This is a genomic window from Altererythrobacter sp. (genome assembly GCF_050299635.1).
Classification (GTDB): Bacteria; Pseudomonadota; Alphaproteobacteria; order Sphingomonadales; family Sphingomonadaceae; genus Erythrobacter.
The window spans coordinates 7352-20904 of record NZ_JBNKWF010000013.1; the positions used below are offsets into that span (position 1 = coordinate 7352).

General features: G+C 62.3%; 16 protein-coding genes and 1 tRNA gene. 6 read left to right on the top strand and 11 right to left on the bottom strand.

Annotation, left to right across the window (positions count from 1 at the left end):
* A partial coding sequence (secE, locus tag ACQY6C_RS08530) for a preprotein translocase subunit SecE (RefSeq protein WP_427967541.1) occupies positions 1 to 199 on the bottom strand: 199 nt, incomplete at its 3' end.
* A gap of 270 nt (positions 200 to 469) precedes the next feature.
* Here secE and ACQY6C_RS08535 point away from each other — a divergent pair.
* Positions 470 to 2008 (top strand): alanine/glycine:cation symporter family protein, encoded by a 1539-nt coding sequence (locus ACQY6C_RS08535; RefSeq protein WP_427967774.1) that lies wholly within the window; start codon positions 470 to 472, stop codon positions 2006 to 2008.
* Between the two features lie 84 nt (positions 2009 to 2092).
* Here the strand turns inward: ACQY6C_RS08535 and ACQY6C_RS08540 are convergent, their stop codons facing one another.
* The gene (locus ACQY6C_RS08540; RefSeq protein WP_427967544.1) at positions 2093 to 2242 is read right to left on the bottom strand and encodes a hypothetical protein; all 150 of its coding nucleotides are present in this window, start codon (positions 2240 to 2242) and stop codon (positions 2093 to 2095) included.
* A 141-nt stretch (positions 2243 to 2383) separates the two neighbouring features.
* A tRNA-Trp gene (locus tag ACQY6C_RS08545) sits at positions 2384 to 2459 on the bottom strand.
* Between the two features lie 112 nt (positions 2460 to 2571).
* Between ACQY6C_RS08545 and aat the strand changes: the two genes are divergently transcribed.
* A complete protein-coding gene (aat, locus tag ACQY6C_RS08550; RefSeq protein ID WP_427967547.1) occupies positions 2572 to 3264 on the top strand; it encodes a leucyl/phenylalanyl-tRNA--protein transferase in 693 nt (230 codons plus the stop codon).
* On the opposite strand, the gene ACQY6C_RS08555 is transcribed toward aat, so the two are convergent.
* The 4 genes from ACQY6C_RS08555 to ACQY6C_RS08570 form a co-directional block, all read right to left on the bottom strand.
* Complete coding sequence (locus ACQY6C_RS08555) at positions 3213 to 3704, bottom strand: DUF2155 domain-containing protein (RefSeq protein WP_427967550.1); 492 nt, start codon at positions 3702 to 3704, stop codon at positions 3213 to 3215. The two genes, aat and ACQY6C_RS08555, sit on opposite strands and share 52 nt — an antisense overlap.
* A 2-nt stretch (positions 3705 to 3706) precedes the next feature.
* Positions 3707 to 4102, bottom strand: a complete 396-nt coding sequence (locus ACQY6C_RS08560) for an NADH:ubiquinone oxidoreductase subunit NDUFA12 (RefSeq protein ID WP_427967553.1) — start codon at positions 4100 to 4102, stop codon at positions 3707 to 3709.
* A 147-nt stretch (positions 4103 to 4249) separates the two neighbouring features.
* Positions 4250 to 4786, bottom strand: coding sequence for a DUF192 domain-containing protein (locus tag ACQY6C_RS08565; RefSeq protein ID WP_427967555.1), 537 nt, complete (start codon positions 4784 to 4786; stop codon positions 4250 to 4252).
* The gene (locus ACQY6C_RS08570) at positions 4749 to 5333 is read right to left on the bottom strand and encodes a regulatory protein RecX (RefSeq protein WP_427967558.1); all 585 of its coding nucleotides are present in this window, start codon (positions 5331 to 5333) and stop codon (positions 4749 to 4751) included. Before ACQY6C_RS08570 ends, ACQY6C_RS08565 begins: the two co-directional genes overlap by 38 nt.
* Before the next feature lie 132 nt (positions 5334 to 5465).
* On the opposite strand from ACQY6C_RS08570, the gene ACQY6C_RS08575 reads away from it, so the two are divergent.
* On the top strand, positions 5466 to 7205 hold the full coding sequence (locus tag ACQY6C_RS08575; RefSeq protein WP_427967561.1) for a fatty acyl-AMP ligase: 1740 nt from the start codon (positions 5466 to 5468) through the stop codon (positions 7203 to 7205).
* A 26-nt stretch (positions 7206 to 7231) separates the two neighbouring features.
* On the opposite strand, the gene ACQY6C_RS08580 is transcribed toward ACQY6C_RS08575, so the two are convergent.
* Both ACQY6C_RS08580 and ACQY6C_RS08585 read right to left on the bottom strand, forming a co-directional pair.
* Positions 7232 to 7627 carry an MAPEG family protein gene (locus ACQY6C_RS08580; RefSeq protein ID WP_427967563.1) on the bottom strand — a complete coding sequence of 132 codons (396 nt, stop codon included), beginning with the start codon at positions 7625 to 7627 and terminating at the stop codon, positions 7232 to 7234.
* A 111-nt stretch (positions 7628 to 7738) separates the two neighbouring features.
* Positions 7739 to 9271, bottom strand: coding sequence for a TIGR00341 family protein (locus ACQY6C_RS08585; RefSeq protein WP_427967565.1), 1533 nt, complete (start codon positions 9269 to 9271; stop codon positions 7739 to 7741).
* A gap of 175 nt (positions 9272 to 9446) precedes the next feature.
* Here ACQY6C_RS08585 and ACQY6C_RS08590 point away from each other — a divergent pair, with 175 nt between their 5' ends.
* The 3 genes from ACQY6C_RS08590 to ACQY6C_RS08600 are packed head-to-tail and all read left to right on the top strand — an operon-like array spanning position 9447 to position 11700.
* Positions 9447 to 10652: a toxic anion resistance protein gene (locus tag ACQY6C_RS08590; protein WP_427967567.1), complete on the top strand. Its 1206-nt coding sequence runs from the start codon at positions 9447 to 9449 to the stop codon at positions 10650 to 10652.
* Positions 10652 to 11401 (top strand): hypothetical protein, encoded by a 750-nt coding sequence (locus tag ACQY6C_RS08595; protein WP_427967570.1) that lies wholly within the window; start codon positions 10652 to 10654, stop codon positions 11399 to 11401. Before ACQY6C_RS08590 ends, ACQY6C_RS08595 begins: the two co-directional genes overlap by 1 nt.
* On the top strand, positions 11398 to 11700 hold the full coding sequence (locus ACQY6C_RS08600; RefSeq protein ID WP_427967572.1) for a polyhydroxyalkanoic acid system family protein: 303 nt from the start codon (positions 11398 to 11400) through the stop codon (positions 11698 to 11700). Before ACQY6C_RS08595 ends, ACQY6C_RS08600 begins: the two co-directional genes overlap by 4 nt.
* Before the next feature lie 4 nt (positions 11701 to 11704).
* Here the strand turns inward: ACQY6C_RS08600 and ACQY6C_RS08605 are convergent, their stop codons facing one another.
* Both ACQY6C_RS08605 and ACQY6C_RS08610 read right to left on the bottom strand, forming a co-directional pair.
* Positions 11705 to 12745, bottom strand: coding sequence for a mannose-1-phosphate guanylyltransferase (locus tag ACQY6C_RS08605; RefSeq protein WP_427967575.1), 1041 nt, complete (start codon positions 12743 to 12745; stop codon positions 11705 to 11707).
* A 49-nt stretch (positions 12746 to 12794) separates the two neighbouring features.
* Positions 12795 to 13511 (bottom strand): hypothetical protein, encoded by a 717-nt coding sequence (locus tag ACQY6C_RS08610; protein WP_427967578.1) that lies wholly within the window; start codon positions 13509 to 13511, stop codon positions 12795 to 12797.
* Positions 13512 to 13553: the final 42 nt, after the last annotated feature.

Below are 13553 nucleotides of genomic sequence, written 5' to 3' on the forward strand. Positions count from 1 at the left end.
TAAGCAGCCAGCGCACCAGCGCACTGAAAATCGAATCGATCCCGAGGAAGAATAACGAGAGGATCAACATCATGATGAACACGAAGATCGCCGTGCGCACGGTTTCCTCGCGGGTTGGCCAAACGACCTTGCTGGTTTCGCTGCGGACCTGCCGCACGAACTCACCCGGCGATGTCTTGCGCTTTTTCTCTTCGGCCATCGTCTGACCCTTCTCACTTTCGATCCAAGTATCGGCTGCCTTCCGCAACCGGCCTTCAGGTAGGGTTCCTCGCCGCCCCGGACAAGGTCCGGGAGGGGCTCTACGCTGATTCCAATGTCGGAAGACGGTGCTGCACTTAGGCCTCGCCAAGTTCAAAAGCAAGAGAGTGCGAACGGAAGGCGAAGAGATCGTATCGACTGCAACTTTTAGGCTGGCCTTGATGCGGGCACACCACTAGCCTGCCACGCTTCGACACTATTCCAGCGGGGGATCTCAAGAGTGGCGACACAACAACCGGTAAGTTTCATCGATCATGTGACCAATGTCTCCGATTTCATCTGGGGAGGCACCTGGTACGGTCAGCAACTCAATATCCCCGGTACGCAATTTCCCTTGCTGCCCATGACCTTCATCCTCCTGGGCGTAGGCCTGTGGTTCATGATCGGCCTGCGATTCTATCCCATCGTCAGGCTGGGCAGCGCGATCGCCGGCCTGTTCAAGGGCCGCAAGGGTTCCGGCTCGGGCGAGATCAGCCCCTTCGCGGCGCTCTCCACAGCGCTTTCGGGCCAGGTCGGCACCGGCAATCTGGCAGGTGTCGCCACCGCCATCACGCTGGGCGGCCCCGGCGCCGTATTCTGGATGTGGGTCACGGCGGTCTTCGGCATGGCACTGGCCTTTGCGGAAGGCGCGCTGGCGATTCGCTATCGCGAGACCACCAGCGACGGCGTGCGCCGAGGCGGCCCGATGAGCTACATCATGATCGGACTTGGCCCCAAATGGACCTGGCTGGCGGTGCTGTTCTGCATCGGTACGCTGTTTTCCGCGCTGGTGACGGGCAATTCGATCCAGTCGAACGCCGTGGCTGACGGGCTCCATGAACTGTTCGGCCTGTCCGAATGGGTGGGCGGGTTGCTTGTCGCGTTCCTCGTCTTCATCGTCATCATTGGCGGGATCAAGTCGATCGGCAATGTCGCGGAAAAGATCGTCCCGGTCATGGCGACTGCCTATATCATAATGGCCGTGATCGCGATCGCGCTGAACATCCAGGACATTCCGGAGACCTTTGCCCGGATCTTCACAGGGGCATTTAACCCGCAGGCGGGCGTAGGCGGATTCGTCGGTGCCTCGATCATCGCCGCGATCAGATTCGGCGCAGCGCGCGGACTGTTCTCGAACGAGGCCGGCCAGGGCTCGACCCCGATCGCTCACGCCGTCGCACAGACCGACAATCCCGAACAGCAAGGCCAGATGGCGATGCTGGGGACCTTCATCGATACGCTGGTGATTTGTACCATGACGGCGCTGGTAATGCTGACGGTGCAAGGCGACTTCACCGGCGGCGGCGAGGCGGTGAAGCACGCATGGCAGTCCGACCTTCAGGGTTTCGCCATGACCAGCGGTGCATTTGCCGCAGCGTTCCCTTTCCCCATCGGCACAATCCCTGTCGGTACGCTGATCGCTAGCCTGGCGCTGATCCTGTTCGTTTTCACCACGCTGCTGACATGGTCCTATTACGGCGAACGCGCGATCACCTTCATTTACGATCGCTTCCCCGGCTCGACCCGTGGCGGAGAAAAGGCGCTCCACATGGCCTGGCGGATATTGTGGTGCGTGGTGATCTTCATCGGCAGTTTCCAGGACCTGACGCTGGTCTGGCGGATGGGAGACATTTCCAACGCCACAATGGCGCTGCCGAACCTGCTGGCACTGGCATTGCTATCCAGCGTGGTGTTCAAGCTCGCACGAGGAGACAGGAACGCCGGGCGGGATTTCGGCCTTGAAACGCCGGAGGAACCGAACGAATACTAAGCGGAATTTGAGAGGGGCGGAATTTGAGAGGGCCGGGCTGCGCGATGCAACCCGGCCCTTTCTGCTGGAGCCCTTGGTGGTGGCTCAGGCGAGCCCCAGCAATCTCTCGAAGAAACCCGGCTGCTTCATGGGAAGCACGCGCCCATGGGCCATTTGGCGCAGCGAAGCATCGCTGTAGGGCCGCGGGTGCGACCAGCGATCGGGCTTGCTGCTGCTGTATCTGTAACTCGACACGATACGTCCTCCTGCTTGCGTTGGAGGAGCGTTTTGCATGAACCGATTGGCGCAACCCTGAATCACGCATTCGGTAATTGTTCAGGTTTGCCAACTCGAACATGAACGATTGCGCTTGGAGCTATTGATCGAGAGAGAAAATGGCAGGGGTGACAGGATTCGAACCCGTGGCCCTCGGTTTTGGAGACCGATGCTCTACCAGCTGAGCTACACCCCTGCATGGGCCGCTGCCCTCTAGAGTGAAGCGCGCGGCGATGCAATATGCGAGTCAGGCGAATTGCGAGATTGGGTGCCGCAATTCGTCCGGCAGTGTTATATGGTAGAGAGCGATGCACTCACCCTTCCCGCCTGTGATCCCGGCCGAAATGCTGCTGCTGGCTTATCGCAGCGGTATTTTCCCAATGGCCGACAATCGCGACGATCCCGATATCTTCTGGGTCGAGCCGCGTGAGCGTGCGATCTTGCCGCTCGATGGATTTCGCATGTCGCGCAGCCTGGCAAAGGTCATCCGGCAAGATCGGTTCAAGGTCACGCTGAACCGCGATTTCGACGCGGTTATCAATGCCTGCGCGGCGCCCCGGCCCGGGCACGATGAGAGCTGGATCAGCGACCGGATTGTGGAAAGCTACCGCCAGCTGCACATCGCCGGGCACGCACATTCGATCGAGTGCCGGCAAGACGGCGAGCTTGTGGGCGGACTTTACGGCGTGGCCTTCGATCGCGTGTTCTGCGGCGAAAGCATGTTCAGTGCTGCGCGCGATGCGAGCAAGGTCGCGCTCGCCTGGCTTGTCGCGCTGATGCGGCAGAGCGGCTACAGGGTGCTCGATTGCCAGTTCATGACCGATCACCTTGCTTCGCTGGGTGCGGTCGAAATCCCGCAGGCCGAATATCTGAGGCGGATTGCGGAAGCTCGCGGCGAGCCGGACGACGGACTGCCGGAGAGCCATGCGCAAATAATGCGCAATGCCGGTCAATCGTCGCCGGGGAAGCTCATTGCACAATCCTTGACCCAAACGTCATAGATCGGATGTTCGACCACGTTCAGGCTGGGCGAGTTCTTGAACAGCCAGCCTGAAAAGATGCGGCGGAAGTCGCGTTCCCCGCGGTCCTGCACCAGGACCTGGACGAAGGCCCCCACTTCTTGCGGCATTTCCCACGGCGCGGTGCGCTCGCAGGCCTGCAGGCGGATAATGACATTGCCCACCCGGCGCGATTCGCCCGGTCGCATCTCGAAATCCTGACTCAGATTGTTGCGCTTGTTGAGCAGCCCGATCGTCGCCACGCGATCTTCCATCGGCGTGCCGATCTGTGCGGCCCCCGCTGCATCGACTGCGGGTGCGCCTGCACCCTGCAGCTCCGTGGGAACCTCGGTCTGTTCGGGCTCCGGTGCAGGGGGGTCTTGCGAACACCCGGCCAGCAGCAATGCGCTGAGCAGGAATATCCCGGTCGGCGCGATGCGCATGTTCAGCCTTCCGGGCTCCACGCCTCGTAATCGCCCGTTGCCGCGGCGCGCTTGCCGCCGCGCTCGAGCGCGCCCTGCGGACGATAGGCCTGCGCAGTGCCCGTCGCATTGGGCGTGAAATCGGCTTCCCAGACCTTGGCCGGGGGCAACCGACTCTCGGGAACATCGTCGAATGCACCATGCAGCCAGCCGTGCCATTCGCTGGGCACCCGGCTCGCATCGTTGGGGCCATTGTAGATTACCCAGCGGCGCTCACGCTGGCCCTTACGGGTCTTGGAGCGATAGTATTTGTTGCCCTGTGCGTCGGTGCCGACATGTTCGCCATTGCGCCAGCTCCACAGGAGCGTGCCGATCGTCGCGCCTTCCCACCAGGTGAAGATCTTCATCAGGAATCCCATAGGCAGCGCGCCTAGCCGATTTGCCTCGCGTCGCCAATCCTTGTTTTGGCTTCAAGCGCCGGCGTTCGCATCCGCTCACATGGCTTCCGCGCCATACGGCGCAACGGGCGCTCGCCCTTACGGCTCACATGCGTGAGCGGCTTATGCCTATTCGCCCTTTGGCCAGCTCACCTTGTCGCCCGGCGCAATTCCCAGCTCGGCTGCACGACCGCCGCGCAGTTCCAGCACCGCAATGGCATTGCCACGCGAAGGAATCGATTCGAGCGAATAGGGCGTGGTGTTGGCGGCGATGTTCACAATACGCGAATCCAGGCCGATGAAGATGATGTCGAGTGAGAGCGGTGTGTTCTTCATCCAGAAGCTGCGCGGACCGGGCGGATGCGAAGGGAACAGCATGCCTTCATCCGGGCCCAGTTCGGTGCGGAACATCAATCCGCGCTGCTGCTCCGCAGGCGTGTCAGCCAGTTCGACCTGAAAGGCATGTGTCCTTGTGCCGCTTTCGACCTTGAGGAGGATGATTTCGAGGCCGGAGACCGGATGGACAGATCCGGTCGGCAGGCTTTCCGCAGAGGCAGGCTCGCTCGCAACCTGAGTCGAACAAGCCGCCAATGCGAAGGCGGCGACCATTGCCAGCGCCCGTACAGAATCAACCAAACGCATCATCGCCTTCACCAGCGGCTTCATCGACCCATTCCTCTGCCTGTTCGACGCTGGCTGCCTCGACTAGCCTGCGCGCTGCATCGAACCCATGCCCTGCGCGGATCATCGCCGCAATCTGCTTTTCGCGCTTTGCCCTGTCCGGCACCTCCGAACCGAAGGGGCCGAAACCGCGTTTGCGTGCAAGCGTCAGCGCAGCCCGGCGGGATCGCCCCTCGCCCGGGCTGACACTTTCGCGCACGCCGTCATCGATCCCCGCCGCGCGCAGGGCCTGTTCGACCCGCCTTCCGCCGTAACCCTTGCGCAGGAGCCCGCCGGCCCGCGCCCGCGCATAGGCTTCGTCGTCGACATAATTGAGTTCCACCAGCCGCTCGACCACGGCGCGCGGATCGAGCTGCGTCTCGCCTTCGGCCACGCCGCGCTCGCGGATCTTGCGCGCCAGATAGGCTTCCAGCCTGGCTCCGCTGGTCGAAAATCGCGCGACATAAGACAGCGCCAGATCATTCAGCGTGGTCCTGTCGAGCGGCTTCGGTTTGCGTTTTGGCTGTCGCAAGACGGTTTCATTCCCAACCATTTCGCCTTATTCGTGCCACACTCCTTATCAAATGGGAAAGTCTGTTGATTTGCGGGGAGGGGTTTTCCGCATATGGGGAATAAGAGAAGCGCATGGAAATGCGCGCTAACCAACGGGTATCGCTAGAGAATCATGACCGACGCCGCACTGAAGCCGACGCCGAACGATTGCCCCCTACCCCGTAGGAGGGCTGAATTCGCGACCTTTAACGAGGCAATTCACTACGCCGCTGAAAGCGAAAAGGGGCTCAATTTTCACGATATGCGCGGCAATTTGCTGCGCCCCTATACCTTCACCGAGATGCGTAATGACGCGCTGGTGATGGCCCGCCGCCTGGTTGCGGCAGGCATTGGGAAGGAAGATCGTGTCGCCCTGATCGCTGAGACCGGCCCCGATTTCGCTGCGCTGTTCTGCGCCTGCACCTTTGTCGGTGCCTGGCCGGTGCCGTTGCCGTTGCCGACCACTTTCGGCGGCAGGGACAGCTATATCGACCAGCTATCTGTGCAGCTCGAAAGTGCCGATCCCAAACTTCTCCTCTATCCCGGAGAGATTGCGGAGATGGCCGGTGAGGCCGCGGCCAAGCAGGGATGCGAAGGCCAGTCATGGGAAGTCTTCGCCACCCGCGAAGCGCCCGAATGCGAACTGCCCGAAGCTGATCCGGACGATATCTGCTACCTGCAATATTCTTCCGGCTCGACCCGCTTTCCGACCGGCGTTGCGGTTACTCACCGCGCGCTGCTGCACAATCTCTATGGCCACGCGACTTCAATGAACCTTGGAACGGGCGACCGGGTCGTCAGCTGGCTTCCCTGGTACCATGATATGGGCCTGGTGGGCTGCTTCCTTTCGCCGATCGCAAACCAGGTATCGTGCGACTACATCAGGACCGAGCATTTCGCGCGCCGTCCGCTTGCCTGGCTCGACCTCATCAGCCGCAACCAGGGCAACACCCTCTCTTACTCGCCGACCTTCGGTTATGACATCTGCGCGCGCCGCATTTCGAGCCAGAGCCATGTCGGCGACCGGTTCGACCTCTCTCGCTGGCGCGTCGCGGGCAATGGCGCGGACATGATCCGGCCCGACGTGATGCAAAGCTTCGTCAATGCCTTTGCCGATGCGGGTTTCAAGGCGCAGGCCTTCACCCCCAGCTATGGCCTGGCCGAAGCGACGCTGGCTGTCACCGTGATGCCTCCGGGCGAAGGAATCCGCGTCGAACTGGTCGAGGAGGAGCGCCTTTCGGGCACTCCGCGCGACCTTTCGCGCCCGGCGCGCTATCGCGCCATCGTCAATTGCGGCAAGCCGCTGCCCGGCATGGAAGTCGAGATCCGCGGCGAGAATGGCGAGGCAAGAGGCGACCATCAGATCGGCAAGGTCTGGTGTCGCGGCGAAAGCGTGATGCACTCCTATTTCCGCAACCCCGAAGCGACCGAAGACTGCCTGGTTGATGGCTGGCTCGACACGGGCGACATGGGCTATCTGGGCGACGGCTATCTGTTCATCGTCGGCCGCGCGAAGGACATGATCATCATCAACGGCAAGAACCACTGGCCGCAGGATATCGAATGGGCAGTGGAACAGCTTCCAGGCTTCAACCATGGCGATATCGCCGCTTTCTCGATCGAGATGGAGAATGGTGAAGAGGCCCCCGCAGTACTGGTCCATTGCCGCGTGTCCGAACCGGACGAGCGAATCCGCCTGCGTGACCAGATCGCCGACAAGGTTCGCTCTGTCACAGGCATGAGCTGCGTCGTCGAACTTGTCCCGCCGCGGACATTGCCACGCACCAGCAGCGGCAAGCTGAGCCGGGCCAAGGCGAAGAAGCTTTACCTGTCGGGCGAGATCGAACCGATCAAGCTGCTCGAAGCTGCCTGAGGCGCTCCTGCGTCCCCAGCTTCGCCTCAACCGGCGAGCAGGACGTAGAGCACGCCCAAGAGTCCGAACATCGAAGCGAACCACGCCACGGTGCGAATGTAGGGGATGCCTGCCCAGTAGAGCGGCAGGTAGATCACCCGCGCGCCCAGCCATAACCAGGCAAACAGCGCAGTCAGCTCGCTCGTCTTGCCCGTCAGGACCACTCCGAACAACGCGATGATCGCAATTGGCAACGTCTCGAGGAAATTGTCGCGAGCTCGTTGGAGCCGCGCCGCCACATCGCCAAGCGGAGGCTTTTGCTCGTCGCGCGCGCCCATGTTCCAGCCGAGCCCATATTGTTGGGTCGTGTAGTGGACCGCGACAGTTATGTGCACTACGAGCAGCAGCGCGCCGAGCGCAAGAACCGTGATTTCAATCGGCATAGCCTGTCTCCCTATTTGATCTTCGATCCTGCGGGCTTCGCTGCTGCGCGAAACGCGGCGCGAGTTTGGCGGAGCAAGCGCCCGCGCTATCCGGAACCGGCACGCGCCTCACTACTGCCCGCCCAATGGCGCCCAGCGCGCCTGCACGATGCCGCGACCGTTGCGAACCTGCGCCTCGACGCCCCGTTCGTTGAGGAGCTCGGCGCAATGTGACGCCTGTTCCGGATCGCCCTGTAACACCACAGGCACATCAATCCGCTTCGCCGCCCAGGCGATCAGCGCCAAGGCCTTCTGCCCCGCCGCGTTCGGTTCGTCCTTTTCGAAAGGAATAGCGGGAAGCGGGCCTGCTGGCGGCAGCAGCTCGATGGTCCAATCAGGGTCGGTCGCGGCGATGCGCCGTTCGAGCACGCGATATGTCGCGAGCGATGCACCATCGAGCACTTTGGCGCGAACCATCGCCTTTCGGCGCTGGCGGTCGACCAGCACATCGTCGCTGGTCACGCCCGCAACCAGGGCGAGACGCTGCGCCAGCTCATCCGCCCGGCGTTGGCTCGCTTCTTCCTGCTCCTTGGCGGCGGCCAACTGCGCACGCTCCGCTGCCGCCGCCCCGGTGCCTACCTCGATCTGCGTCAGCGTGACCTGCGATTCTTCCCCGACGATCCGCTCAACCGCATGTGCAACGGTGGCCTCCGCATCCTCCTCATATTTGGGAGTCAGTACAGTTGCGGAGACACTGACCGGCTCGGAATCCCAGTTGATCTGCAAGTCAGAGAGACGCGAGGTCCGCGCGAAACTGTCAAGCACGGCACCGCGAATGTCCCGCTGCGCGCGCGATTCATTGGCGATCTGGATCAGCGAGATGCCGAGCGGGATTGCCAGCGCCACGAATGCCACCAGCGTGACGCCGAATTGCAGCCGCGTCTGCGTTTCCGTCAACGCCGTGCGGAAGCCATAGAACTTGGCCATGGTGAATGCCGTGCCCGCAATCGTGACAAGGTTGGTCACGAACAGCATCAGCGCGCCGCCGAAGACGGTCCAGTTGAAGGTCGCCAGGCCAAACCCGACCACAGCGAGCGGCGGCATCAAGGCGGTCGCAATAGCCACACCAACGATGCTGTTTTCGCGCCCGCGAATCATCGCGTAGGCACCTGCAACACCAGAGAAAAGCGCAATGAGAAGGTCGAACAGGTTCGGCCTGGTGCGCGAGGCAATCTCGCTCGTCACCGTCTGCAGCGGTGAAAAGAACACGATCAGCGCGCAGAACAGGATCGACATCAGCGAGCCGATCACGAGCGACTTTGCCGACTGGCGGGTCCAGTGAAAATCGCCAATCGCCAGACCGAATCCAAGGCCCATGATCGGCCCCATCAGCGGAGAGAGAAGCATGGCCCCGATCACCACTGCCGGCGATGACAGCAGCAGGCCCAGTATCGCGATGCCGGCCGACATTGCCAACATCAGCAGGTAGCGAGCGCTGAGCAGGCAATCCTCGCGCCGCTTTTCGATGACGGAAGGCTGGTCGACTGTGCCGATCACTTCCTGCCGCCACCAGCGCAACAGGCTGAACTTCACGCTTTCAAGCGATGCACGTTCGCGTTCGTTCTTGTCGGCCACCGGATCGACACTGGCGCTCGCTTCGGTCAAGGAAATCCACTCCCCGCAATTGCTTTCCCAGCGAAATTAGGCGCAAACGCATTGAAACGAAAGCATGGACGCGCGCGCCGGAATGCGGCACAAATTCTTGAAGTCTGTGTCTTATGACACTAATACAGTATCGAGCGGCGGCGAGGCTGTCGCATTAGGAGTTTGGCAGGCAGGCATGAGCACGCAGGAAACCACTACCAAGACCGCGACGGATCTGGACCTCACACCGCCCGATCCGGTGCCCGCCGTCGCGCCCGAAAAGGCTGCGGGGCTCGTCCCGGTCGACAGCGAGAAGAAGAGCAAGCTGGACGTAAAGGTGGACAATTTCGTCGCCGAGTTGGTGGCGGAAGATGCCAATTCGCCCGAGTTCGGCGAAAAGGTCGATCAGATCACCCGCATGGGGCAGGAACAGATCCGTGCCGCAGCCGCCATGTCCAACCGATTCCTCGACCGCCCGGTCCGCGCGATGGACAGCGATACCAGCGTGGGTTCGGACCTGGCTGAATTGCGCCGCACGGTCGAAGACCTCGACCCGGGCCGCAAGGGCAAGCTGCGCGGCCGCAAGCTGTTCGGAATTATCCCCTTCGGCAACAAGTTGCAGCGCTATTTTGACAGCTATACCAGCGCGCAAGGCCACATCCAGGCGATCCTTGACCGGCTGGCTTCGGGCAAGCGCGAATTGTTCGAAGACAATGCAGCGATCGATGTCGAGCGGCAGAAGCTGTGGGAAGCGATGGGCGAGCTGGAGCAGATGATCCACATCGCCAAGACGCTCGATGGCAGGCTGGAAGACAAGGCTGCAGAGCTCGACGCCACTGATCCGGCCAAGGCCAAGGCGATTCGCGAAAGCGCGCTCTTCTACGTCCGCCAGCGCACGCAGGACCTGCTCACACAGATGGCGGTGAGCGTTCAGGGCTATCTTGCGCTCGATCTGGTCAAGAAGAACAATGTCGAGCTGGTGAAGGGCGTCGATCGCGCCAGCACCACCACCGTGGGCGCGCTCCGCACGGCGGTGACGGTGGCACAGGCGATGACCAATCAGCGACTGGTGCTGAAGCAGATCACTTCGCTGAACCAGACCACCAGCGACATTATCGATTCGACCAGCACCATGCTGCGCGAACAGACCGGCCAGATCCACGAGCAGGCCGCGTCCAGCACGATCCCGCTGGAAACGCTGCAGCGCGCGTTCCAGAACATCTACGACACGATGGACGAGGTGGACGAGTTCAAGGTGAAGGCGCTCGCTTCGATGAAGCAGACGGTCAATGTCCTGTCCGACGAGGTCGAGAAATCGAAGGGCTATATCGCCCGCGCCGAAGGCCAGGCACAGGCACAGAAGAAAGCGCTCGAACCGACCTTGTTGGCACTGGATAGCTGATGACCGATTCCACCCGCCAGTCTGATCAGATCCTGAGTGCGGCCGGCAAATCGCTTGCATTGCAGCGCGATGGCGGCGTGCACCGCCAGGCCGCATCGATCGGCAAGGGTTCAGCCGAGCTGAAAGCGGGCGCACTGCTCAAGCGGTTGCGCAATGTCGCAATCGCAGTGCTGGGTATCGTCGCTGCAGCAACGGTCGCGGGCTGGATCCTCAACGGGATCGGCTTCTGGGGCATCATGCTCACTTTCATCGCACTGGTTGCGGCAATTGGCGGCTTCTCGATGTTTCCCAAACTGAAGGTGCCCAAGCGCGCTGACCTCAAGAAGGGTGACGCACGCCAGATGGTGGGGCGCACGGAATTGTGGCTGGAGGCGCAGCGCCCTGCCCTGCCCCCGCCCGCCGTACAGGTCGTCGACCAGCTTGGCGTGCAGCTCGATGCGCTGGGCCTGCAGCTCGAAACGATCGAGCAGAACAATCCGGCAGTGAACGAAGTGCGCGAGCTGGTGGGCGAATATATCCCCGAAACGATCGACAATTACCGCAAGATCCCGGCGCACTTGCGGACGGAAAAACATGCGGGCAAGACCGCTGACGAACGTCTGACCGAAAGCCTGGGCAAGATCAGTGGCGAAGTGGACCGCGTGACTCGCCGCCTGGCCGAGGGCGCACTCGACGATCTGGCAATCAAGTCGCGCTATCTCGATTACCGCTTTGGCGGCGCCGAAGCACTGGAGGATCACAGCAAGTGAGAATTGCCCTTCCGCATGATCTGGGCCGCGAGGAAGTTCGCCGCCGCCTCAAGAGCCGCAGTCACGAGATCGCCGACCACATTCCCGGCGGAATCGCGCAAGTCGATACGAGCTGGACGGGCGAGGACCGCATGAATCTCGCGGTCGGCGCCATGGGGCAGCAGGTCACCGGCCATGTCGATATCGAAGAGAGCCAGGTCGTTTTCGAAGTGACACTACCCGCAGCACTATCCTTCGTGCAGCCGATTATCGAAGGCGCGATCCGCTCGAACGCGCAGAAGCTGCTAGAAAGCAAATAGCGGCTTACTGACTGCTCGCGCCGCCCAGCTTGCCGACTTTCTGCGCGCCGTCACGGGTTGTCACCAGAACCTCGTCGCCATCGACGATAATGCAGATATCCTCCAGCCCAACAGCCGAAATGCGCGGACCATCGCTGACCGCCAGCACGCCCTTGCAATCCATCAATTCGGCATCGCCTTGCGCATGGTTGCCGTCGGCATCACCGGGCAAGGCATCCTGCAGCGCCGCCCAATTACCAATGTCCGACCAGCCCATCTCGACCGGCACCATCGCCGCGCGCTTCGTATTTTCCATCACCGCATAGTCGATCGAATCGCCTGCGATGGCTGCGAACAGATCATGCTCTGGATAGAAGCGCGCGCCTTCCTCCCGCCCGCCGGTAACTGCGGCCTCGACCGCTGCCGCCATCTCCGGGCGATGCGCGCGCAGTTCCTCCAGCAGGCGGCCCGCTGCGAAGGCGAAGATGCCGCCGTTCCAGGCATAGTCGCCTGAAGCAAGGAATTGCTCCGCACGGGCGAGATCGGGCTTTTCGACGAATTGCGCGATGCGGAAACCCTCGTCCAGCGCTTCGCCGCGGCGGATATAGCCGTAGCCGGTTTCGGGCCGGTCTGGCGTGATGCCGAAGCTGACCAGCCAGCCTTCGCGGGCAAGCGCGGCGGCCTGTACCGCGGCAGCGCGAAACGCAGCTTTATCGGCGATGTGATGATCACTAGGGCAGACCAGCATCACCGCATCAGGATCGAGCCGAGCCGCCGCAAGCGCAATGGCCGGGGCGGTGTTGCGCGCGCAAGGCTCGACCACAATCTGCAATCCTGCGATTCCCTGCCCCTGCTCCTCGATCAGAGGCACATGCGCCGCGCCCGCGACCACGATGGGCGCGCCGAACTGCGTCTCGTCCTCGCAGCGGTCGAGCGCTTCGCGGAACAGCGTCTGCTCGCCCAGCAAGGGAATGAAAGGTTTCGGCTTGGCCTTGCGGCTGCGCGGCCAGAGCCGCGTGCCGCTGCCGCCACAAAGAATGACAGGATGGATCAATTGCTTGCTCATTTCAGGCAACGCCATAGTCCGATCGCTCGCAAGGTCCAGCCCCGTGCGATCAGAACCAGCGCTGCCGCCAATAGAAGGGTGCCGCGACCGGATTGCCATTGGCGTCCTGCGCCGGCTTGAAGCCAAGCCGTTCGACCACGAGCTGGCAAGTGATCCGGTCCGCTTCGGGGTCCGGGCTCGCGCGATAGATGGTGCAGTTCGAAGCGCGGCCGTTCACTCCCACGATCACGCGCACGATCACCTGCGTTCCGCGCCGCGCCTTGCGTCCGCCGGGTGGCACCGGATAGTCGCGGGCGTTGTTGATCGAGCCGGAGATATGGACCGGCCTGGTCACGGCCACGCCGCCCGTGCCACCGCCTTCGAGCCCGCTTCCCGTGCCCAGCCCGCTTCCATCCGCGCCAGTACCCGCGCCTTCTTCGCGCGCGCCGGAGGTGTTGGCCGCACCGGTTGAGGATGCGCGCGGCATCGGCGTATCCTGCCTGTTGGGAACTTCAGGAGCAGTCACCGGCTTGGGCGTGGCTTTCTTGCCCGGATCGCCCTGTGCACCTTCGTCTGGCTCCGGCTCAGTCACCGGTGTGTCCTCTTCAGGCGCTGTCACGGTAACGGTAAATGCGGATACCACCGTGCGCTGGACACTGGCGGTCATGTCAGGCGCGAAGGCCCGCGCCAGCCCGTAGAGCGCGGCCAGATGCAGCAATACGATCAACAGGACGAGGCCGGGCCTCCTCTTCCTGCGTTGCCTGATAAAGCCGCCTTCAACCGACATTTCATGATCCTAGCGTTTCGGCGCGCGCCGCGCCAGCACACA

What these genes read in the sequence shown, in the direction of transcription:
- aat (WP_427967547.1), top strand. Translation starts at nt 2,572, where the DNA reads ATGCACTCACCCTTCCCGCCTGTGATCCCGGCCGAAATGCTGCTGCTG.
- ACQY6C_RS08555 (WP_427967550.1), bottom strand. Translation starts at nt 3,704, where the DNA reads ATGCGCATCGCGCCGACCGGGATATTCCTGCTCAGCGCATTGCTGCTG.
- ACQY6C_RS08560 (WP_427967553.1), bottom strand. Translation starts at nt 4,102, where the DNA reads ATGGGATTCCTGATGAAGATCTTCACCTGGTGGGAAGGCGCGACGATC.
- ACQY6C_RS08565 (WP_427967555.1), bottom strand. Translation starts at nt 4,786, where the DNA reads ATGAAGCCGCTGGTGAAGGCGATGATGCGTTTGGTTGATTCTGTACGG.
- ACQY6C_RS08570 (WP_427967558.1), bottom strand. Translation starts at nt 5,333, where the DNA reads ATGGTTGGGAATGAAACCGTCTTGCGACAGCCAAAACGCAAACCGAAG.
- ACQY6C_RS08575 (WP_427967561.1), top strand. Translation starts at nt 5,466, where the DNA reads ATGACCGACGCCGCACTGAAGCCGACGCCGAACGATTGCCCCCTACCC.
- ACQY6C_RS08580 (WP_427967563.1), bottom strand. Translation starts at nt 7,627, where the DNA reads ATGCCGATTGAAATCACGGTTCTTGCGCTCGGCGCGCTGCTGCTCGTA.
- ACQY6C_RS08590 (WP_427967567.1), top strand. Translation starts at nt 9,447, where the DNA reads ATGAGCACGCAGGAAACCACTACCAAGACCGCGACGGATCTGGACCTC.
- ACQY6C_RS08595 (WP_427967570.1), top strand. Translation starts at nt 10,652, where the DNA reads ATGACCGATTCCACCCGCCAGTCTGATCAGATCCTGAGTGCGGCCGGC.
- ACQY6C_RS08605 (WP_427967575.1), bottom strand. Translation starts at nt 12,745, where the DNA reads ATGAGCAAGCAATTGATCCATCCTGTCATTCTTTGTGGCGGCAGCGGC.
- ACQY6C_RS08610 (WP_427967578.1), bottom strand. Translation starts at nt 13,511, where the DNA reads ATGTCGGTTGAAGGCGGCTTTATCAGGCAACGCAGGAAGAGGAGGCCC.